This window comes from Longimonas sp. (genome assembly GCF_040409695.1).
GTDB lineage: Bacteria > Bacteroidota > Rhodothermia > Rhodothermales > Salinibacteraceae > Longimonas.
This window is the reverse complement of the sequence record NZ_JARWGJ010000209.1, coordinates 1-21,169: the sequence shown is the minus strand read 5'-3', so window position 1 is coordinate 21,169 and position 21,169 is coordinate 1. Positions and strand designations below refer to the sequence as shown.

14 protein-coding genes are annotated in these 21,169 nt (G+C 58.3%); 5 read left to right on the top strand and 9 right to left on the bottom strand.

The annotated features are described in order from the left end of the window. Window positions 1-7: 7 nt before the first annotated feature. The 7 genes from PPP56_RS12930 to PPP56_RS12900 all read right to left on the bottom strand — a co-directional run bounded on the left by PPP56_RS12930 (window position 8) and on the right by PPP56_RS12900 (window position 11,867). Window positions 8-2,635 (bottom strand): serine/threonine-protein kinase, encoded by a 2,628-nt coding sequence (locus PPP56_RS12930; RefSeq protein ID WP_353564470.1) that lies wholly within the window; start codon window positions 2,633-2,635, stop codon window positions 8-10. A gap of 296 nt (window positions 2,636-2,931) precedes the next feature. Continuing rightward, a complete protein-coding gene (locus PPP56_RS12925) occupies window positions 2,932-3,879 on the bottom strand; it encodes an alpha/beta fold hydrolase (RefSeq protein ID WP_353564469.1) in 948 nt (315 codons plus the stop codon). A 43-nt stretch (window positions 3,880-3,922) separates the two neighbouring features. Then, the gene (locus PPP56_RS12920) at window positions 3,923-5,419 is read right to left on the bottom strand and encodes an acyl-CoA synthetase (RefSeq protein ID WP_353564468.1); all 1,497 of its coding nucleotides are present in this window, start codon (window positions 5,417-5,419) and stop codon (window positions 3,923-3,925) included. A 102-nt stretch (window positions 5,420-5,521) separates the two neighbouring features. Beyond that, complete coding sequence (locus tag PPP56_RS12915) at window positions 5,522-7,054, bottom strand: sodium:solute symporter family transporter (RefSeq protein WP_353564467.1); 1,533 nt, start codon at window positions 7,052-7,054, stop codon at window positions 5,522-5,524. Between the two features lie 446 nt (window positions 7,055-7,500). Further along, the gene (locus PPP56_RS12910) at window positions 7,501-8,487 is read right to left on the bottom strand and encodes a 3-oxoacyl-ACP synthase III family protein (protein ID WP_353564466.1); all 987 of its coding nucleotides are present in this window, start codon (window positions 8,485-8,487) and stop codon (window positions 7,501-7,503) included. A 73-nt stretch (window positions 8,488-8,560) separates the two neighbouring features. Continuing rightward, window positions 8,561-9,313 carry a 3-oxoacyl-ACP reductase FabG gene (fabG, locus tag PPP56_RS12905; RefSeq protein WP_353564465.1) on the bottom strand — a complete coding sequence of 251 codons (753 nt, stop codon included), beginning with the start codon at window positions 9,311-9,313 and terminating at the stop codon, window positions 8,561-8,563. Between the two features lie 85 nt (window positions 9,314-9,398). Next, entirely contained in the window at window positions 9,399-11,867 is a 2,469-nt protein-coding gene (locus PPP56_RS12900; RefSeq protein ID WP_353564464.1) for a TonB-dependent receptor, read from the bottom strand. 522 nt (window positions 11,868-12,389) lie between these two features. On the opposite strand from PPP56_RS12900, the gene PPP56_RS12895 reads away from it, so the two are divergent. Next, window positions 12,390-12,947: a hypothetical protein gene (locus tag PPP56_RS12895; RefSeq protein ID WP_353564463.1), complete on the top strand. Its 558-nt coding sequence runs from the start codon at window positions 12,390-12,392 to the stop codon at window positions 12,945-12,947. Window positions 12,948-13,138: 191 nt separating this feature from the next. Here the strand turns inward: PPP56_RS12895 and PPP56_RS12890 are convergent, their stop codons facing one another. Then, the gene (locus PPP56_RS12890; protein WP_353564462.1) at window positions 13,139-15,211 is read right to left on the bottom strand and encodes an amino acid permease; all 2,073 of its coding nucleotides are present in this window, start codon (window positions 15,209-15,211) and stop codon (window positions 13,139-13,141) included. A gap of 389 nt (window positions 15,212-15,600) precedes the next feature. Here PPP56_RS12890 and PPP56_RS12885 point away from each other — a divergent pair, with 389 nt between their 5' ends. The 4 genes from PPP56_RS12885 to PPP56_RS12870 all read left to right on the top strand — a co-directional run bounded on the left by PPP56_RS12885 (window position 15,601) and on the right by PPP56_RS12870 (window position 19,273). Beyond that, window positions 15,601-16,248: an ABC transporter ATP-binding protein gene (locus tag PPP56_RS12885; protein ID WP_353564461.1), complete on the top strand. Its 648-nt coding sequence runs from the start codon at window positions 15,601-15,603 to the stop codon at window positions 16,246-16,248. A 13-nt stretch (window positions 16,249-16,261) separates the two neighbouring features. Then, complete coding sequence (locus PPP56_RS12880; RefSeq protein ID WP_353564460.1) at window positions 16,262-17,638, top strand: ABC transporter permease; 1,377 nt, start codon at window positions 16,262-16,264, stop codon at window positions 17,636-17,638. A gap of 60 nt (window positions 17,639-17,698) precedes the next feature. Further along, window positions 17,699-18,142 carry a DUF3299 domain-containing protein gene (locus PPP56_RS12875; protein ID WP_353564459.1) on the top strand — a complete coding sequence of 148 codons (444 nt, stop codon included), beginning with the start codon at window positions 17,699-17,701 and terminating at the stop codon, window positions 18,140-18,142. Window positions 18,143-18,340: 198 nt separating this feature from the next. Further along, window positions 18,341-19,273, top strand: a complete 933-nt coding sequence (locus PPP56_RS12870; RefSeq protein ID WP_353564458.1) for a metal ABC transporter substrate-binding protein — start codon at window positions 18,341-18,343, stop codon at window positions 19,271-19,273. Between the two features lie 63 nt (window positions 19,274-19,336). Here PPP56_RS12870 and PPP56_RS12865 read toward each other — a convergent pair whose 3' ends face one another. Then, a complete protein-coding gene (locus PPP56_RS12865; protein ID WP_353564471.1) occupies window positions 19,337-21,154 on the bottom strand; it encodes an ABC transporter ATP-binding protein in 1,818 nt (605 codons plus the stop codon). Window positions 21,155-21,169: the final 15 nt, after the last annotated feature.

The following is a 21,169-nucleotide window of genomic DNA, read 5'->3' as shown; positions in this document are numbered from 1 at the left end:
GCTTACATCAGGGCTGGGTCGGGGGGCGTTCTGTCGGATGGCGTTCCATCTGCTGTAGCCGCTGCAGATGCGTCTGCGCATAGGTCTGTCGGATACTTGGGCCCGGCTGCGGACCATCCATCGTATCGAGGATGGAAACGCCTGCGTTGATGAGCGAGTCGGCGCGGGCGTGCTGGTTTTGATGGGCTGCTATCATGCCGTAGTGTACGTTGGCGAGCCCACGCTCCAGCGAGCTGTCGGGGTGAATGCGCTGCACCGACCGAAACGCTGCTTCTGCGTTTGGAGCGGCGCTGGACGTAGGCTGCCGCATACGCTGCGCATACGCAAGGTCGAGCTGGGTGCGTACAACGAAGGAGTGCTCGGGATGCAGGATATCTTCGAAGATGTGCAGGGCCTCTTTGAATGCATCACGCGCTTCTGTGAAGCGCTCGCTGTACAGGTAGAGCATGCCCCGCTCACGGAGCGTCATGGCGGTGCCGGTCTGGGGCGTATCGTGAATGCGGAGGCGCAGCGCCAGCGCTTCTTCAAAGAGCGAATCGGCATCCGCAAGGGCTCCCTGGTCACGCACAGTCATAGCCAGGTTGTTCAGGGTGAGCGCGACGGTCTCGTGGTCATCCCCGAAGAGCGCGCGGCGCATCTGCAGGGCTTCGCGCAGCAATGGTTCGGCTTCTTGAAAGCGCCCCTGATTCATGTAAAGGGCCCCCAGGCTGTTCAGGCTTACAGCTATCTGTGGATGAGGCTCGTCCAGCACATTGCGCTGTCCGCGAAGGGCCTGCTTGTACATGGCTTCGGCTTCGGCATAGGCGCCCTGGTTGTGCAGCGTAATGCCAAGCCGTTTCTGGCTCTGCAGCGTCTGGGGGTGATTGGGACCGAGCGCAGCGCTCCGTACGTCTACATTGTCGCGATGCAGCGCTTCGGCCTGTTCGTACTGGCCTTGCCGCCGCAGTACGTATGCAAGCCGGTGCTGCGCCCGGGTCCGGTCGAGGACATGGGTTTCCCCGTGCTGGCTCCAGATCGAAATGGACGTGCGCAGGGCAGTCTCCGCTTCTTCAAATGCATCGGTCGCAGCGAGCAAGGCACCCATCTGCTTCAGGCCCTCGCCCCGACTCGGGTGATCTGGGGGCAGATGCTCTTGTTGGAGGGCAAGCGCTCGTTCGATAAGTGGGCGCGCCGTGTCGTATGCCCCTACGCGCCGGTAGACGCGTCCAAGAGCAAGGCGCATCTGCGCTTCAACCTCGGGCTGGCCCTGCATATGTTCGATACGTGCCAGGCCATGGTCGAGCAGGTCTTGAGGGGTGATGGCGCCGCCACGTGCTTCAGCAGGGTCGCCCATTTCGATCAGGTCGACCATAAACGCTGTAACGGCCTCTGCAGTCTCAGCATGGCGCTGGGCTGTATCGCGCTCGTTTGACAGGCGATACACGTGGAATAGACCTGAAACAGCAAAGAGAATAACCCCGACGATCGCTGCCAGCACGGAGGCTTTGTTGCGCTCTACGAACTTGCGCGTTCGGTAGCCTATCGTTGAGGGTTTGGCCTGTACGGGACGGTCGTTGAGGTAGCGCTCCAGGTCGGCGGCGAGGGCCTGGGCCGAGCGATACCGGCGCTCAGGCTCTTTGCGGAGCGTTTTGAGTATGACCGTGTCGAGGTCGCCTGTGAGCCGCTGGCTCGGGCACAAGATGGCGGACTCAGAATCGGGTTCAGTGTGCTTGCGTGCAGCTGTTGAAGGAGGCGGGGGCGATGTTTCGAGGATGGCCTGCTGCAGCTCAGACGCCGTTCCACGAAATGGGTGAGTGCCCGTGAGGACGTGATAGGCGAGCACGCCCAGCTGATAGATGTCGGTAGCGGTGGTCACGGCATCGCCCGTAATCTGCTCGGGCGATGCATAGCCCGGCGTCATCGGACGCTCGCCGGTGCGCGTTAGCGCGTTAGATTCATCGTGTTGCTCGGGCTGCAACAGCTTGGCGATTCCGAAGTCAAGCAGCTTTACCGCGCCTGTTTCGGTCACCAGAATATTTTCCGGCTTCAGGTCGCGATGCACCACCAGATTCTGGTGCGCGTGCTGCAGTGCGCCACACACCGTGTGTAGCAATTGCAGGCGTTCGTTGAGCGAGCAGGCGTGCGTGGCGCAGTATGTAGTAAGGGGAACGCCATCCACATACTCCATCACGAGATACGGCTGCCCGGTTGCGGTGACGCCGCCATCGAGCAGCTGCGCGATGTTGGGGTGATTCAGGCGCGCCAGAATTTGCCGTTCTGCCTGAAAGCGCGCAACCCGGTGCTCGGTTTCGAAATGACGGGGGAGCAGCTTGACGGCGACGTGCTGCTCGTAGTGTCCATCTGCCCGCTCCGCGCGATAGACCACGCTCATCCCCCCGGTGCCCACGCGTTCAATGAGCCGGTAGGGGCCCACCTGAGACCCGTCATACGCATCCAGGTCGACTTCATCTTCGACCAGCGTTATCGAAGCGGCAGCGGCCCCCTGATCCAGGAAGTTCAGAAAGTCCAGAGAGGCCTCGCTTGCCTTCAGTATGCTTTCGACCTCTTCGCGAAGAGCCGGGTCGTCGCAGACGGTCTCCAGAAAAGCAGTGCGTTCCTGCACAGGTCGCTGCAGCGCCTGATCCAGCAACGACATAACCCGTGTCCATTGCTCCGTACACATGAACATCTGGATATCTGCGAAAGCGTAGGCCCGTCTTCGACCTTCCTGAGGACCCTGCTGTGATCGCGTTGCAGTAGCATTCCAGTGGAAGCCAGCCAGAGGCGTGTAGCTACATGGTTACATACAGGGGCACTGCAAGTATAGGGTTCAAGGAAGCAGCTGTCAACCATAAAAGAAGCAGGCTTTCATAACATTCACAGGCTGTCATGCGGTGGCTGAAGGCAGAATAACTACGCACAGAATCTGTGTACAGGGTAGCCGCGCAATGGCTACTCGCTTCGGGCCAGAAATTCCTGAAGGTGCTTCTGAAAGGCATCAGGCTGTTCAATCATAAGCAGGTGTCCGGCATCCTCCACGAGGTGGACGGTAGCATTGGGCAGTGCCTCCGCGGCGCGCTGGGCGATGGCTTGCGTATCCCACTGCGGGTTCAGGTACGGGTTGGGAATGAGCTTGTCGCCCGTGCCGTAGAGCACGAGTGTGGGCATCTGCACAGTGCCGAGGTGGTCGTACACGGGCTCGTCGACCATGCCCGCGACCGAAGCTGAATTAGCACGTGCATACGCCTCAAAATCATCGCGCTCAGCCAAGGCATGGCGCTGCTTGATGAGCCAGGCGTAGTCGTCGGACCAGCTTGCGAAGTTGGCAGCGGTGTTCTGCTGGATAGCTGACGAATCGGCGCTGGCAATGGCCTGGGGCGTCATCATCTGGCGCAGTCCGGCTGCCTGTTCGTCGGTGAACGTTTCGATGCCTGCTGGTGACACAAGCACGAGGCGTTCGACCGTTTCAGGGGCTTCCATCGCGAGCGTCAGCCCGATCTGCCCGCCCATCGATACGCCTACGTAGGTAACCGGTGCCAGCTCCAGCGTATCCACAAACCCGCGCACCGAAGCCGCAAAGTCCGTCATGCGCCCCGATACATCGTGCTTGCTTGACACCCCGAATCCGGGCAGGTCGAGAGCCAGAACGCGGTGCTCTGCCGAGAGCGGTTCGATGTGGTCGCGCCAGAGCGAGAGGTTGGAGCCCAATCCGTGAACCAGCACGAGCGGTGGCCCGTCGCCGCCGGTGTCGATGTATGCCAGGGTGTCGTCTTCAACCACGACGGTTTCGAGCGGCGCATCGGGATAGTGCGGGAGCGGGTCTGTCTCAGTTGATTGGGCAGTTACAGGCATGCAAAGCAGGGCGCTCAGGGCAAAAGCAAAGAGGACAGATCGTATCATGGCTGGTGTGGCGATTGTGTAAGAGAACTGTCGGACTTTTGAGTCATGAAGCATGCGCTGAAAACTGTTCACGCAGCGCGCTCTTCTGGATCTTGCCGCTGTGGCCTTTGGGGAGGACGTCGCGGATCTCGATGTATTTGGGCACTTTGTAGCGCGCCAGGTGCGTTGTGCAGTGCGTGCGCAGGACCTCGGCATCCAACTGTGTGCCGGATACGAATGCGGCGCCGACCTCGCCCCACTGGGCATCAGGCACGCCTATAACAGCCGCTTCATCCACGCCGTCGTGTTCATACAGCACGGCTTCGATTTCTGCCGGATACACATTTTCGCCGCCGCTGATGTACATCTCTTTCTTGCGTCCGACCACGAAAAAGTAGCCCTCGTCGTCCACCTCCACCAGGTCGCCGGTGTGAAACCAGCCGTCTGCATCGATGGCTTCGGCGGTTGCTTCCTCATTGCGCCAGTAGCCGGGCGTAACGACCGGACCGCGCATGAGCAGCTCGCCGGGTGTGTTCGGGGGCACTTCGGTGCCGTCGTCATCTACCACTTTCGTGTCGATGTAGAAGTTGGGGAAGCCGATGGAGCCGATCTTGTGGAGGGCGTCGCGGGCGGGCAGCGAGAAGCAGTTTACGCCGACCTCAGTCATGCCGAAGCCCTGTCGGATGGGTACGCCCTTGTCTTGCCACGTACGGATGAGTGGTTCGGGCATCGCCTCGCCGCCCACGATGGCGTAGCGTATGGTGTCGAGCGTGACCTCGTCGAAGACAGTGCTGTCGGACATCAGTTTGAGCATGGTGGGTACGCCCCACAGAATCGTGAACGCCTCGGCGTCGCAGTCGCGCAGCAGCGTGTCGGCGTCGAAGTCGGGATAGAGATGCGTGGTGGCGCCGTGCAAGAGGAATGGCGTAAGCAGCACGTTCCATCCGCCGGTGTGGTAGAACGGCGCGGCGTTGAAGGAGCGGTCGGCGCTGGTGAGGTCCAGGCGCATTTCGGTATTGACGGCGTTCCAGAAGAGCATCCCGTGCGAGATGATGGCTCCCTTCGGACGCCCGGTGGTGCCCGAGGTGTAGAGAATCATCAGCGGATCATCGAGCGTGGGGGCTCCATCTGGAGCGCTGGCGTTTTCGGGTGCACTCTGGATGGACGTCTCCACAGCCTCCAATGGAAGCAGATGTGCCAAGGTGTCGAGCGACTGCGCTGTCTCTGCGTGATCGTCGGCTACAAACAGCACCGAGGGAGTGCTGTCGTCAACGAGGTACTGTAGCTCTGAGGCCGTAAGCCGATAGTTGAGCGGGACCAGGACGAATCCCGCTTTCTGAGCAGCAACGAACAGCTGCACGTGTTCGATGCTGTTTTCGGCCAGGATGCCGATGCGGTCGCCTGGACTCAGGTTGAACCTCTTTTGCAGTTGATGCGCGAGGCGCTCGCCCTGCTCGTGGAGGTCGGCATACGTGTAGATGCGTCCGGTGGGGGCCCACACGAGGGCGGGTGCGTTGGGTGTGTAGCGCGCGTGGCGTTCCGTCCAGTCGGTGCGAATCATGAGGAGGCAGGGTTGGCTGTTCGCTGGAGACGTTTGTTGGTACACATCGGCCTGGGCACATCGGCTATGCGCCCGTGCGGCTATGAATCGGCTATACACCGGTTATGCATCGGCGTCGGCTTCGGTAGCAGGCGCCTCTGCCGTGTCGGGCAGGGCAGGCTGGCCCCAGATCCAGAAGCCGATTAGGGCGATGGCTGTGCTGGTGAGCAAGGCCGCGGTAGCGGGTACGGCGGGGTTATTGGCATATATGGTGATTTCACCATAGTACATCCCGAAGTGCACCACCAGTGCGGTTACGGCAGCCACCAGCACGACGGTTTTAGGGATGCCGCGCGCAAAGATGCCAAACAGAATCGGGACAAACGTAGCCGAGAAGAGCGCATACACGCCGTTCTGTCCGAGAATGGCGACCGACAGGTTTGGGTCGGTAATCTGTCCGTATGAGATCAACGCGACAACCGGAGCCAACGCGAGCAAGAAGTAACGGCTGTACCGCACGCCCCGCTCCTCGATCTCCTGCTCCGAGAGTTTGCCCGAGCGCGTAGCCAGCACACGGTACACATCGTTCGAAAAGATGGTAGAGAGCGCGACAAGCAGTCCCTCCATTGTCGAGAAGCCCGCGGCGACGAGTCCGATGAGGATGATCGAGCGCACGAACGGTCCAAAGACCTCCACAATGTAGGTGGGCACCACGTCGTCGGGCATCATGGCGCCGGCCTCGGGCATGAGGATACGCGCATAGAGCCCGATCAGGATCACGGCGAAGAACAGGATGAGCACGATGATGCCTGTTGCCAGGTACTTGTTCACATCGCGCGCATTCTTCAGGTAGAGCGCTTTCGACATCACATGGGGCTGATTCACGATAGCGATGCCAATCAAGAAGTTGCAGAACACGACCTCGAAGTAATCGCGGAAGAGCAGGCTTTCCGGGTTGGTGGGCTGAGCGAGCAAGGGATCTACATCGGCAAGGCGTTCAAAGAAGCCGCTGATGCCGTCGACGAAATAAGGGGCCCCAGACCCGATCAGCAGGACGGCAACCACGATCATGATGATAGCCTGCGCCGAGTTTGTGAGCGTGTGCGCACTGGCCCCGCCCGACATGATGTAGATGAGCGGGAAGATGATAACGAATGCCATGGCCAGAAACACGTCTACGCCGAGAACGCTGGCAAGCACGCGCGAGAGGCCTACGGTGATGAGCACCAGAAACGCGATTTGGAGGAGGCTGGCAACAGCAAAGAAGAGCGTGAGGCGCTGATCTTTGAATCGGTCGCCAATCCACTGGGGTACGGTGAGCGCCGTAACCTCATCGCCCACCGTACGAAATGCCTTCGAGAAGACGATAAGCCCCAGAAACACCCCGAGCGGCATCGCCACCGCGTAGCCCAGCACGCCAGATACGCCATACAGGTAGATGAGCCCCGGGTTGATGATAAACGTGGCGGCGCTGGTCAGATTCGCAGCGAGCGACATTCCGACAAAAACGGGACTTACGGTGCGGCTTCCCACAGAAAACGAGGCAAACCCGCTCATCTTCTTGATGCCTACGAACGCAGCGATGCTTACGAGCACCAGGTAAACGATAAAGAAGATCCACGCAAAGCCGGTTTCGCCAAGTGCGGAGAGGTCCATGGTGATGTATTGCGTAGGTTAGGTAACTCAAGTTGTGGAGTGTTGCCCCCTTCACGATTAATGTCTCCTTGAGCGTGGCATCTACACTCGGCAGATGCGTCGTCAGAAGGTCTCCTACGAAGTAGGCAAGTTCCTCTGTCTCCCGTCGCATCTGCTGAATGCCAAGGAGATGGTTACAGAGAGCATAGCTCAAAAAGGGGTAGCAGGTCAGCATCGCAGAGAACGCCCGGCCTTGAAGAAAACACCGCCTGGATGGAGGTGCAGAGCGCGCGTCCGAAATTTATCTTGTTTGAGTGAGCGTCAGCGAACGAGTTCGATAAATTTCAGCGCGAACAGAGCCGACATCAGGCGTTTTCTTCACCGCCTTGATTTTTTCAGTCCCTTTTGTATCAAGACAAAAGGGACACCCCGCCGGTAGGCGCAGCACTCCTGTACAGTCAGATACCTCACCCCCACTCCAGCGCCATCCCCGCAATAGACGCCCCGCCGCCCGAGGCAATTAGAAAGACGAGATCGCCTTCTGAGAGCAGGTCCTTCGCGTCGGCATCGGCGAGGGCCATGGCGATGCAGGCGTTGCCGGTGTAGCCGAAGCGATCCATCACGTTATGCGCTTTCTCGGCGGGCAGGCCCAGCCGGTCGAGCGTTTCCTGGATGCTGGTGATGTTGATCTGTGTGAAGAAGTAGCGATCGACATCAGCAGGCGTCACATCCAGGTCGTTGGCGAGCGTGCGAACGAGGGCTGTCCACTGGTCGGGATTGAAGCCATCGGGGAATTTCTTGCGGAACTCCAGTTTCTGCACGCGCCCATTCGGTTCGGTGACGGGCCGGTCGCTTCCGCCGGTGTAAATGCCCATATAGCCGTGGTACTCGCCCTTTGTGTCGAGGCGGGCCGTGCGAATCCCCCCGGATCCTTCGCGGCGTTTCAGCACAGCAGCCCCGGCACCGTCGGCAAAGAGGGAGGCCGTATTTTTCTGGTCGTAGTCAATAAACCGGCTCATCAGGTAGGCGCCAATCACGAGCACGTACTGGTACTGCGTGTCAGACTCCATGAACTTGCGGGCCGTGTCGAGCGCCGTCACGAAGCCTGCACAGGCCGTATTTACGTCGAACGTGGCGGCATTGCGCGCGCCAAGTTTATCTTGCACCACAGCCGACGTAGCAGGCGAGAGGAAGTCCGGCGTATCGGTCGAGAGCACAATCAGGTCGATGTCCGCGGCGTCGCATTCGGCCTGTTCGAGCGCTTGTTTTGCCGCCTGCACGGCGAGGTCGGACGTCGACTGGTTTTCCGTGGCGTACCGGCGTTCCTTGATGTTACGATGGGTGCGCAGGAAGCTATCGACGTCTTCTCCGTAGAGGTCGTTAAAATACTGATTCGAAACGACATGGTCGGGCGCGTAAAGGCCCGTTCCGATGATGTGTGCGGCGTGTGGCATGAGGGGGCGTGCGAGTTCGGAATGATACGACCAGTAAAGAAAAAGGTACAGGGGGATGCGAAGCGTACGTCGCCTACATGACCAGTCCGCCATCCACGCTGAGCACCGCGCCGGTGATAAAGGCTGCGTCGTCGGAGGCAAGGAAGGTGTACGCGTTCGCGATATCTTCGGCGGTGCCCAGGCGACCCAGTGGGGTCTTCTCCTTGAGGCTGTTGAGCACCTTGTCGGGCACCGTATCTACCATGGGCGTTTCGATGAAGCCCGGTGCCACCGCGTTGACGGTAATGCCGTCGCGGCCAAACTCACGGGCCCAGGTGCGGGTCATGCCAATCACCCCCGACTTGCTGGCCACGTAGTTTGTCTGCCCGAAATTGCCGTACAGTCCCACAACCGATGCCGCGTTCAGCACCCGTCCGTGCTCGCTGGCCGACAGGTGCGGATAGGCGGCCTGTGTGCAGTGAAAGACGCCCTCCAGGTTGACCTCAATCACCGACCGAAAGTCATCCGGATCCATCTTTTTGAGTGTGGCATCGCGAGTGATGCCGGCGTTGTTTACGAGGATGTCGAGCGTGCCGAACGCCTCAATGGTCGATTCCATCAGCGCATCGACAGAGGCCCGGTCGGCCACGTTGCATTCCACAAACAGCGCCGTGCCACCTGCTTCGGTGATGCCATCGACCGTGTCAGCGCCCGCGTCGGCATTCACATCAGCCACAATAACCTGGGCGCCCTCACGGGCAAAGCGAAGCGCGGTGGCGCGCCCAATACCCTGACTGCCGCCTGTTACGATAGCGGTGCGGCCCGATAGACGAGTTGGTTCAGACATACGATTCGTTATTCGTTTTGAGAAAACACGGTATCATATCGTAGTGGGGACACGGTGCGCCGTGTCCCCACAGAGGGAGTTAGGCCTAAAACCGCAGCCCGTCGAACCGGTAGGTGGCACCAACCCAGATGAGGCGGTCGCGCACCGGACTGCCCAGCACGTCGATGCCTTCATCGTTGAACAGGTTTGACACGCTGAGCTGCAGGTTAACGCCAGCTTGCGGAATGGTGTAGTTAACGCTCAGGTCAGCAACAAAGCGAGAGGGGACTTCGCCGTCGTCAAACATGAGTTCGCTATTCCAGTAGCCAGCCCGGAAGACGTATGAAGACTGCCAGCGCCCACTCAGCGTGATGGAGTAGTTGTCGAGCCCGACGTTACGCATGGTAGCGGATCCTTTTAACTTAAGGTCGGGCACGTTGAGGTCGAGGGTAGACCCGGTGTCGCCCGAGTCGAAGTCGGCGAGGTCGATCCACGTTACGTTCCCCGACAGGCTAAACTGCTCGCTGGCCATGTAGTCGATGCCCAGTTCGACACCGCGTACGGTGGCTTCCCCGAAGTTAAAGTATGTGGAGAGCGTGCCATCGAGACCTGTGCCTTCCGCTATGACATTTCCATCCGCATCTGTCGCAATGGTCCCTGAGGGGGCGCCTGTTAGGATGCCGAGCGGATCTGCGACATTTGAAAGGGGGCTGATGAAGTCATTGTACCAGGAGTTGTAGGCAACGGCATCCACAAAGAGTCGATTGCCCAACACACCTTTGTATCCGATCTCGATCGAGTTCACCTCCTCAGGCGAGAGCGGGTCGACCGTACCTACAACGTCTCCGGTTGCCTGGTCACGAATCGTATATCCATTGATGTTGCCCTGAAAGATGGGCGCGCCAAGGACAGAGATCAGCAGATTGCTTTCGAGAACGGTTGGGCTTTTGAAGGCCCGGTTGTAGCCGATACGTACGTTGTTGTCGGGCGCTACGGTGTACACGAGTGCGGCTTTCGGACTGAACTGTGTTCCGTAGTTGCTATGGTCGTCGAGGCGGGCTGCAGCGTTCAGGCGCAGGCGCTCATCCATCATGTAGTAGTCGAACTGTGCATATCCACCGACTTCGGTGGCACTGATGTCTTGGCCCTCACCGTCGGCCAGGAAGGTACCTTCTGAGTCTGGGTTGTACTGGCGTAGCTGCAGGCCCGTTGCAAATTCCAGGCTGCCGACACTGTTGGTATACTGCAGTTCGCTGTCGAGAAGCTCTCCTTTATCGGTGAAGCGGTTATCCTCGCGCAGCGCAGGCAGGTCGACGTCAGAGATACTGTTAATGCCGTTGTCGGGATCAGCAAGGAGACCTGCAGCAGCAGCTGCCACCCCATTGATCTGGTATGTGTTGCCTGCGTCGTTGGCTGTGCGTGTAAACTGCGCGTACCAATTGCTGCTGCTAAGCTGCAGGTTCTGGTAGTTGACCTGCCAGCCGTCAATGCGGTTGCGTCCATTGTTGGTAAGTCCCAGATTGTCGTTCTCGGAGAACCCGAAACTCCCTTCGAGCATCCAGTCGCCTGCGAACTGGTAGTAGAGGCTTGCTTCTGTGCTGATTGATTCGACATCATAATTATCGAGCAGGTCAGCCTCAAAAAGGCCGCTGTAGTAGTGGGGTTGCACCTCGCCAGCGGCTACATCAGGAGCCGGGCGCCGCTCCGGGCGGAAGTCGCTGGCCGTCAGGTACTGTCCGGTTACCTTCCATCCAAAGCTATCGTTGAAGATACCTGCCGCGCGCAGATTCACGTCGAACAGGTCGTTATTGCCGCCTCGCATATCGAGCGCAATTCCCGATTCATCCCACGGGTTCTTCGTGATCACATTGACCACGCCGGTGTGCGCATTAGGGCCGTAGAGTGCAGAGGCCGGGCCTACGATGACTTCGATGCTCTGTACATCGAGCTGGGAGGTGGGTAGGAAGTTACCCTGCGGAAGCCCCGTCCCGGGCAGTTGGGCCACGCGGCCGTCGGTCATCGACAGCATACGGGTATTGAAATGGTTGTTGAATCCGCGCGCAGAGATGCCCTGCCCGTTGATACCGACATCGACAAAGTCAATCCCTTTAAGGTTCGAGAGCGCTGAAAGGAACGTGCCGCCACCCGCTTGCTGAAGCTGATCGGCCGAGATAGCCTGAATATTAACGGGAGAGTCGAGTACCTTTTCAGCACGGCGCGAACCTGTTACGACGACCTCATCGCCCAGAAAGGTGCGTGGCTGCAGGGCGAAGTTGCGCGTAGTGGTTGCGCCTGACTCGATCTCTACATCGAAGGTGGCTGCGTCGTAGCCTACGAACGATACGCGCACGGTATAGGCCCCTTCAGGGATGCCTTCGATGCGGTATGTGCCGGTGGCTCCTGTGCTGGCTCCATACGAGGTACCCTCAAGCACCACGTTTGCGCCGGGCAACGCATCTTCAGTTTCTGCATCAATCACCTCGCCTGCCAGAACGCCCTGGGCATGCGTTGTCGTTAGCCCTGTGAGCCCTCCGAAGAGGAGAGCAATCCCTAACACGGTCCATAACTGTTTCATAGCAGTCACCATATCTCTGAACATTCACGTAACGGAAGATCGTCTACATCTACATCTTTTTTATCGTTTGGAATATTCCAAACGTTTAGATTGAGAGTAGGAAGCGCTTCCGAAAAAGTCAAGATCTAACTTAAAGAATTTGTGGAGCGTCTTGTAAAGGAGACCAATAGCAGGCCATATGCACCCTTTGCACGTTCGGTGCAAGAACCATCCTCTCGACCGTGATTGTTAATTTTTAGTTTAGAAACGTTTTGGTCGAGGTACCATGCAGATGTTAAGCGATAATGGACGATTTCGTAAGCGCTTTCAAGAATCTTAGTACATATTGAAGGGTTTATCAAAGCGGCGTAATCTTATGTAAGCATTAAGCTGAATTGCGAATGCGCCACTGGACTGCTCGCCTGTACGTCCCATATGCAGAGTAGAGTTTGGCAAGAGCGTGCGAGCACGCTTCCGTCTATGCCGAGTTAGTTGTCCTGCAACGGTTCTTCGCGCCCTTCTCCTGAGACTCAATTTTCCATTATGAACCGACTGATATCCTTTGCCGCAGTGCTCGTACTTGCTATGTTGCTCACCGCACCAGTAGCTACAGCACAGATCCAAGAGCGTGTGAGCGACATCACCGGGATGCAGCGTGTCGTGAGTGACGACCTGCGTGACGTATCTGTGCAGAACTATGAAGGCGATGACATGGCATACAAGGTTGAGTATGCTTACAACCCGAACACAGACTCTGCCACCTGGCAGCTCGTGTTCTACGGGTTCGCGCCGCGTCCGACTGACATGTCAGCCGCCGACCGTGTGCTTGTCTGGATTGATAGCCAGCGCGTGCAGTCGCAAGACGCCGAGAGCCGGATGCGCCGCATGGATGATACGGTCCTTGAAATGCAGACGGCAACGTTCAGCCCATCCATCTTTGAACGCATCGCGCAGGCCGAATCGGTTGAGTTAACCATCGGCTCTGCCGAGTTTGCACTCTCCTACAGCCAGCGTGCTGACATGCGTGCCGCGCTGCAATCGGCGCGACAGATGGAGCAGCGAGCGGCTGAGCAGCGCCGGGCTAATAACAATGGAAGTTAAGCCGTACCGGTCAAGATACTGCCGGCATCCAGCAGCAGGTTTCTTGGCACCCGGCAATCACATAATGAGAAACGCCCTCAGATATACACTTCTGAGGGCGTTTTTTATTTACACACGCACGATAATAGGAAGGCAATAGGAGGGCGCGCAGCGTATGGCTTATGGAGAGGCAGCGCGGAAGCAGCCTTGCCTTATACAGTAGAATACTGTTCGCGCACTCGCTGCAGCCCCTCCTGAGATCCGATAATAACAAGGGTATCTCCTTCATGTACGGGAGTGTCCCCACCGGGAGTTGTCATTTCGCCTTCGTGGTAGACGTACGAGACAAGACACCCTTCAGGAAGCTTCAGCTCTTTCACGGTTGTGTTGTGGGGTGCTTCGATCTCCACGACAAGCTCGTTGCGGAAGAGCAACTGGCGGAGCGTTTCTTCATCACCGGCTTCGCGCCACGCCTCGACAAATCCTTCTTCCTCTGACTTATCGGCCATGGCTGCCATAATGCGCAAGTGTTGACGTGGACGGTCGTCGGGGCCGACCATAAAGAAGACGGCATACACCGGATTCTCGGCATTGGGCGTGTTCAGTCCATGAGGTGCATGGCCCATCACAAGTTTGAAGTCGTCAACCGAACTGAGGCGCATATGAGGAAGCGAAATGCCCTGATCATCGGGCGTCCAGCTTATATCGGTACGTTCTTCGAAGGCCTTACGCAAGACATCCTCGCCAACAGGCTCTTGCAGTTCGTCCATATGCGTAAAGGCCTCGTCGAGAAAGTCATCCCAGGTGTCTGATGGATCGAGCTGTAAGATGTGCGCATCCCATACGATCTCGTTGTAAGGGTCGTCGGAGCGGAGCCCCTTTTCTTTCATGATCTGGCGTAGATCCTGATCGAGCTGCTTGGCAGGTCCACCCAGGCGTTTCAGGATAGTACGAAACGCACCCGAACGCGACACGCGATCGCTGGCGTAATAGATGTACCAAACGATACCGAGAATAGCGAGTCCACCCGAAAAGAGCACAGATAGCAAACCCATCTCGGGGATAATAATCAGCACACCGCCGATGCCGACCAGCTGAATCCAGGGGTAGAAAGGAGAGCGAAAGTCGGGGTCGTACGATTCAAGCCGGCTCTCGCGCATCACGATAACGGCCAGGTTGATAAACCCGAGCACGATGAGTTGAAATGCGCTTGCGAGTTTTGCAACAGCCTCGGTATCGAACCCAACAATGAAAAAGATCATCAATGCAGATGTGAGTAAGATGGCAGGCACAGGCGTTCCGTATTTGCCAATCTGCGTGAACCGGTCGGGCATAAGGCGGTCGCGTGCCATCGCGAGAAAGTCGCGTGACGCAGAGAGCAGTCCCGCATTCCCCGTAGAAGCAAATGCAGCCACTGCAGCCACCACAATGAGGCCGGTACCGAGCGCACCGGGCATCCAGTCGAGAAAAACGGCGCCTGCTGAAGCGATAGGCGTAAGATCGGCATAGAGCGTGTCGGCTTCGAGAACGGCTACGAGCACGTACACACCCAGTACGTATACCAGCGTGGTTACGCCGAGCGCCAGGAGCATACCCAGCGGAATGTTGCGTTCGGGCTGTTTGACCTCCTCAGAGACGCTTGCGATCTTAGTGAGACCGGCATAGGATACATAGACCAGCCCAATTGTGCCCAGGAGCGACTCGAACCCAAATGGCATGAAGGGCGTGAACTTTTCGCCTGTCGTTTCGGCGATGCCCAGGCGCTGCACTTCAAGAAGCCCAAACGCTGTAAAACCGACGAGCACGACGAGCAGCACAGCCACGAGAAACACCTGAAGCGAGCTGGTTTCTTTGGCGCCGAATATGTTAAGCAGCGTAAACAGAATGACCAGTCCTACCGCCGTTGGTACCATTGGCAGGTCGATGAAGAGCGTAAGGTACGCGCCCATTCCGATCAGGGCAAAAGAGCTTTTCAGCGTGAGAGCCAGCCACGTGCCGAGTCCTCCAATCGTACCAACAATAGGCCCCATGCTGCGATCGAGAATATAATACGTACCCCCAGCCTTTGGCATCGCAGTTGATAGTTCGGCCTGACTTAGGAGCGCAGGAAGTACAAGCACCGAAGCTAAAAAGTAGGCAAGCACCACCGAGGGTCCTGCCTCTGCAGCAGCGATGCCTGGAAGCAGGAAAAACCCAGAGCTAATCATAGCTCCGGCGCTAATCGCAAACACATCTTTGAGGCCCAGTGTCTTTGCGAGCTTTTCGTTGCTGGAAGGGGATGCCATAGATACAGTCGTTTGACAAGGTGGCGGCGGTATGAAGTAGATACGGCACACAAGCGTAACGATGCACCGATCCCGCGACTTCAGACGAACACTGAGCTCAGCTCAGTAAGCGTGGGACTGAATACGTCGGTTCATTACGAGCGGAGGCTGGGCATATTCCCCTTTCAGGTGAAAGGGTAGTAAACTACGAGGAAGAGAAGTGCGAACCTGTCGTAAATCGTGAGCAGCCAGCAGGCCAATGCACCGGCCCTTACGCAGTAAGCAAAGCGGCGCAGATAAGCAGATAAGTAACAGACCGCAGAACGCAAAACGTCCAAAAGCAGGAACACACTGCTTGCTTTTTATATACATACGAATAAACACTCAGTGTGTATATTTGGGTGTACCCTATGATTCGTCTGAACGATGTAGCTCACCGGTACGATGAGAAAACCGTCGTCGCGCTGCCAGACCTGCAGGTTGCTCAGGGCGAGCATCAGCTTGTGCTCGGGCTTTCTGGAAGCGGAAAATCGACGCTGCTGCACATTGTAGCAGGTGTGCTTACACCGACGTCAGGAACGGTTGTGGTTTCCGGTCGCGATATGCACACCCTGCAGGGAGCCGCGCTCGACCGGTTCAGAGGGCAACACATCGGCATTGTGTTCCAGCAGCTTCATCTGTTGGATACGCTCACGGTCGTTCAAAATCTGCTTATGGCGCCTTACATGGCCGGACTTCCACAAGATCGGCGTCGTGCGCTTGCCCTGTTAGAGCAAGTCGATCTGATAGAAAAAGCAGACGCATATCCGCACACCCTGAGTGCCGGACAGAAGCAGCGGGCGGCCATTGCGCGGGCCGTCATGAACAACCCGGACGTGCTCTTGGCCGACGAGCCGACCGCCAGTTTGGATGACGAGCGGGCCGGGCAGGTGCTCGACCTGCTCCAATCTCAGGCAAAGGCTCACAACGCAACGCTACTCATCGCTACGCACGATGCGCGCGTGAAAGAGCGTTTTTCCAGCACATACACATTGAGCGCTTCTCTGGCGACCTCGTAACCGAATAGTCTGTATGAATGCCTTCTCGCTCAGTCTGTCGTACTGGACGCGCCGCCCGCTCTCTACAGCACTCAACGTACTGCTGCTGGCGCTGGGCATTGCATCCATCGTTGTGCTCGTGCTCTTTGGCGACCAGGTACAGGATAACCTGGAGCGCGATGCACAAGGCATCGATGCCGTCGTCGGTGCCACAGGGAGTCCGCTGCAGATGGTGCTGTCGTCGGTCTATCATCTCGATGCACCCACCGGCAATATCTCGGTGGAATCGGCCCGTCCAATACAGTCGCACCCTGCCGTAGCGTCAGCCATCCCGCTGGCACTGGGCGACAGCTATCGGGGCTATCGTATTGTGGGCACAGAGCGTGCCTATGCGGAGCTGTACGACGCTACGCTCTCTTCCGGCGAATGGTGGGGCGATACCTACACCGTGACGGTAGGACACCGCGTTGCGCAGAACGAAAGGCTTGCGGTGGGCGATACTATATTCAGCACGCATGGCATGGGGGATGCGACCGCACATGCCCATGACGATGCTCCGCTCACGGTATCGGGGATCATGGCGCCCACTGGAACGGTTATCGACCGGCTCGTGCTTACCAGCGTCGAGACTGTGTGGGCCGTGCATGACGATCATGGTCATGGAGGCGATGGAGATGAGCACAGCAGGCACGGAGCAGGCCATGACCACGAGGCCTCCGATGACCACAGCCATAGCCAGAACGGCCATGATCACGAGCGCAGTGCCGGGCATCGTGCTGATCAGGATGCATCCCCATCGGGCGCGGCCGAAAGACCGCTGCAGGCAGCACCTCCGCCGGGTGTGCAGTCCGATGTATTTGACCTCGATCGTGAGTATACCGCTCTGCTCGTGCAGTATCGTTCCCCTATAGCGGCTGCTACATTCCCACGGTTTGTAAACAACCAAACCGACCTTCAGGCTGCCGCGCCTGCCTTTGAAACGGCACGTCTTACGAACCTGCTTGGCATCGGACTCGATATGCTACGGGCGTTCGGGATCTTGCTCATCGTTGTAGCTGCCCTCAGCATCTTCATTGCGCTCTACAACGCGATGAAAGAGCGACGCTACGACCTGGCTGTGCTGCGCACACTGGGCGCCTCGCGTGGTACACTGGTTCAGTTCGTGTTACTCGAAGGCTTCCTCTTTGCCGCGGCCGGACTTTTAATGGGGCTGGGGCTCGGACATGGAGCAACGGAAGTGCTGGCGTCTACCATCCAGCAGGCCAACCAGGTAGGCATAACAGGCTGGCTCTGGGTGTCGGAAGAATGGGGGCTCGTAGCCCTCGCACTGGGAGTTGGGCTCGTCACCGCGCTCATACCAGCATACCAGGCTTATCAGACTGATATTGCTGACACGCTGGCTCGTGCTTGAGCAGTAACATGCGTTACTTATCGTTGCCATCATTCTTTGCCATAAACCACATTACGTGCCATGACACATGCAAAGCTATGCAGTACATTCCTTTCCCTCGTCCTGATTGTGGGCGCGTTCGCTATTCCCCAACAGGCAGCGGCCCAGCAGGCTATCTCGTGGGATACGCTGGCGGAAGTCGACTACGAACAGGTTGAGCGCCAGTGGGTTCTAAACTTCTCCGATGATGTCAAAGCACTCGATGGAGATGCCGTACGCATCGAAGGATTCATCATGCCTATCGAAGTGGGTGGGGGGCAGCGAACGTTTCTGCTGACACGCAACCCCTCACAGGGCTGCTTTTTCTGCGACAACGAAGGCCCCGAGTCGATGATCGAGGTACATGCTGAGCACGATACAGACTTTACGTACGACGCAGTAGCCGTGCAGGGAACGATGCATGTGTTGGAGAACGACGATATGGGGCTCTACTACCGCATCACGGAAGCGCGTGTACAGGAGTAGACACGCACGCTACACTGCCCAGCTGCCTACCGTTTTAACCTGCTATGGGATCTTATCGGGTGGGCCTGCAGCCAATATGCTGAGCAATCAAGGTTCTTACGGAAGGGTTCATGTATTTAAGTCAACGAGGTACACACAGCGTGTGTATAGTTGGGCCATGATTGAGAACCAATATACAATGGCAAAACACAGAGCGGTATGACACGATGGATACCCATACTCTTGCTGGCCAGTACAGCGTGGCTGCTATCGGCCTGTGGCGATGCTGAGCCCACCTCGTCGCAGACCAACGCGCCTCAGTATATGGTTACGCTGCCTGCCTTCGAGTCTATCGTGCAGCCGGTGGTTGAGGGACGTGCAACCACGACAGCAATCCTTTCGCCTGGCGATTCACCGCACACTTTCGACCCGCGTCCGTCTACGGTACGGGCAGCCGGGCAGAGCAGCGCACTCCTGTACGGAGCCGCCGATCTCGACGAATGGGCCGCGCAGTTGGACGCGCCGCGCCATGTTGCTCTCATCGATCTGCTCCCTGAAAGCTACCGGCACACCTTCCCTGTTGACCCGATTCATATGGATGAACGCACGGTGGCCGAAGATGAGCACGACCATCGTCCGGGTGATGTCGATCCGCACTTCTGGCTCGATCCGCTCGCGGTAGAGGCGCTGCTGCCCGCGCTCACCGATACGCTCTGTTCCGTAGATGCAGAGGGATGCGACACATATCGTGCTAATGCGTCTACGTTTGCCGATTCGCTACAGGCTCTCCATCAAGAGATCGACACGCTGCTTGCGCCCGTACGCAGCCGGGCGTTTCTCACATCTCAACCGTTCCTGCATTACTTTGCTACGCGCTACAACCTGGAGCTTGCGGCAGTGGTAGAGCGTAGCCCGGCACACGAGCCATCAGCGCGTCGCATTCATGCGCTCATTGAGCATGCCCGCGATGCAGAGGCGCATGCTATGATTACGCAGCTGCAGCTTCCTGCTACGTCATCGCGTTCGGTGATTGAAGGCGCACGTCTTAAAACAGCCGGGCTTGACCCGGTCGGAGGGAACGATGAGCGCCTGACCTATGCAGCGCTCATGCGATACAATGCCTACACGCTTCGCGATGTGCTCGCAGAATAGGAAGCCCTGATGTTTTTTGGAGTAGGCATGCTTTGAAGAAAAGGTACTGCTGCAGAAGATCGTTTACGAGCGCAGCGAAGCGTTGGCATCCTCCCGAAACTGCAAGTCAGCCAGGCGCTGGTAGAGGCCCGGTGTGTTTCGCAGCTCGTCGTGGGTGCCGTCTTGCACCAGGTGGCCCTCGTCGAGCACGAGGATGCGGTCGGCATTCTGCACCGTAGCCAGGCGGTGGGCAATAATGAACGTGGTGCGGCCCTCCATAAGCCGCTCCAGGGCATCTTGCACCTCCGCCTCCGATTCCGCATCAAGCGCAGAGGTGGCTTCGTCGAGCAGAAGGATACGGGCGTCGCGCAGAAGCGCACGCGCAATGGCAACGCGCTGCCGCTGTCCGCCACTAAGCTTTACGCCGCGTTCGCCGACTTCGGCGTCGTAGCCGCCCTCAAGATCGGTAATGAATCCGTGGGCGTTGGCGGCGCGGGCGGCATCCTCGATGGCGGTATCGGACGCGCTGAGCGCGCCGTAACGGATGTTTTCGCGAATGGTCGCGTTAAAGAGATGGACGTCTTGCGATACCAGCGCAAGCTGCTCGCGCAGGCTGCTGCGTGTCACGGAGCGAATGTCGGATGCATCCACCCGAATGCAGCCTGATTGGGGCTCATAGAAGCGCGGAAGGAGACTCATGAGCGTAGTTTTACCGGCCCCGCTGGGCCCCACGAGCGCTACGGTCTGTCCGGCAGGCACGGTGAACGAGAGGTCGTGCAGCACCGGCGTGCCTGGATTGTAGGCAAACGTTACGGACTCGAACGAGACCCGCCCCTCAATCGGGGGCAGGGCGGGCAGCGAGGGGTCATCGGCGTCGGTTGCGGGCTCATCAAGCAGCTGGAAGATGCGCTCGGAGGCGCCTGCTGCGCTGTTAAGTGTGCTGTAGAGGCGAGAGAGCCCGCCCACGCTGCGGGCGATGTTGAACGCGTAGAAGATAAATGCCACCAGGTCGCCGGTAGTGAGGCGCCCGGCCAGTACTTCGGTACCGCCGTACCAGAAGATGGCAACCAGCGCGCCAAAGAAGAGAAAGCTGACGCTTGCAGAGAAAAGCGCAGAGGCCCACACCTTGTGGTGGGCTGTGTTGAAGAGCTGCTCGACCGCTGTATGGTAGCGCTCGGTTTCGTAGCTGCTGCGCGCAAAGCTCTTCACGGTGCGCATTCCGGCAATAGACTCCTCGGCGATGGCGGTGGTGTCGGCCAGTTCGTCTTGAATTGTGCGAGCCAGACGGCGAATCCAGCGCCCAAAGGCAATGGCTGCAGCGGTTACGACAGGGACGACCACGAAGATAATAAGGCTAAGGCGCCAGTTAAGAATAACCATGAGCGCCACCGAGCCTACCAGCGAAAGCACCTGCGTGAACGACTCCGAGAGCGCCTGCGTTACGGCATCGCGCACTGAACTTACGTCGTTGGTGAGGCGCGAGGTGAGGTCGCCGGTGCGGCGGTTCGCAAAAAACTGAAGGTCTTGCCGATGCAGGTGTGCGTAGAGCCGCTTGCGAAGATCCGTAACAACGCGCTCGCCCGTCCACTCCAGCCCGTATGATCCCAGAAAGCTAAAGAGCGCCTGCAGCACAAAGAGCACTACCAGGCCCAGCGTGAGCCGGTCGAGCAGGGCACGGTCGGCAGTTTCAAAGACCGCGTTTAGCAGCTCACGTAGTCCGAGAGGTACAACCAGCGCGACCAGCGCACCGAGCGAGGTTGCCACGATCGCCGCGACCAGCCGCCAGCGGTACGGCGCTGCGATGCTCAGGATGCGTCTCAACGTGGCCCATAGCTTGGCAGGCAGCGCAGTGGTATCGGACGAAGAAGATTCAGTCGGAGAAGCCTGAGACGAGGACGACATGTGTGCAGAAATCAG

What these genes read in the sequence shown, in the direction of transcription:
- PPP56_RS12930 (WP_353564470.1), bottom strand. Translation starts at nt 2,635, where the DNA reads ATGTCGTTGCTGGATCAGGCGCTGCAGCGACCTGTGCAGGAACGCACT.
- PPP56_RS12870 (WP_353564458.1), top strand. Translation starts at nt 18,341, where the DNA reads ATGACACGATGGATACCCATACTCTTGCTGGCCAGTACAGCGTGGCTG.
- PPP56_RS12865 (WP_353564471.1), bottom strand. Translation starts at nt 21,154, where the DNA reads ATGTCGTCCTCGTCTCAGGCTTCTCCGACTGAATCTTCTTCGTCCGAT.
- PPP56_RS12875 (WP_353564459.1), top strand. Translation starts at nt 17,699, where the DNA reads ATGACACATGCAAAGCTATGCAGTACATTCCTTTCCCTCGTCCTGATT.
- PPP56_RS12895 (WP_353564463.1), top strand. Translation starts at nt 12,390, where the DNA reads ATGAACCGACTGATATCCTTTGCCGCAGTGCTCGTACTTGCTATGTTG.
- PPP56_RS12910 (WP_353564466.1), bottom strand. Translation starts at nt 8,487, where the DNA reads ATGCCACACGCCGCACACATCATCGGAACGGGCCTTTACGCGCCCGAC.
- PPP56_RS12900 (WP_353564464.1), bottom strand. Translation starts at nt 11,867, where the DNA reads ATGAAACAGTTATGGACCGTGTTAGGGATTGCTCTCCTCTTCGGAGGG.
- PPP56_RS12915 (WP_353564467.1), bottom strand. Translation starts at nt 7,054, where the DNA reads ATGGACCTCTCCGCACTTGGCGAAACCGGCTTTGCGTGGATCTTCTTT.
- PPP56_RS12920 (WP_353564468.1), bottom strand. Translation starts at nt 5,419, where the DNA reads ATGATTCGCACCGACTGGACGGAACGCCACGCGCGCTACACACCCAAC.
- fabG (WP_353564465.1), bottom strand. Translation starts at nt 9,313, where the DNA reads ATGTCTGAACCAACTCGTCTATCGGGCCGCACCGCTATCGTAACAGGC.
- PPP56_RS12880 (WP_353564460.1), top strand. Translation starts at nt 16,262, where the DNA reads ATGAATGCCTTCTCGCTCAGTCTGTCGTACTGGACGCGCCGCCCGCTC.
- PPP56_RS12885 (WP_353564461.1), top strand. Translation starts at nt 15,601, where the DNA reads ATGATTCGTCTGAACGATGTAGCTCACCGGTACGATGAGAAAACCGTC.
- PPP56_RS12925 (WP_353564469.1), bottom strand. Translation starts at nt 3,879, where the DNA reads ATGATACGATCTGTCCTCTTTGCTTTTGCCCTGAGCGCCCTGCTTTGC.
- PPP56_RS12890 (WP_353564462.1), bottom strand. Translation starts at nt 15,211, where the DNA reads ATGGCATCCCCTTCCAGCAACGAAAAGCTCGCAAAGACACTGGGCCTC.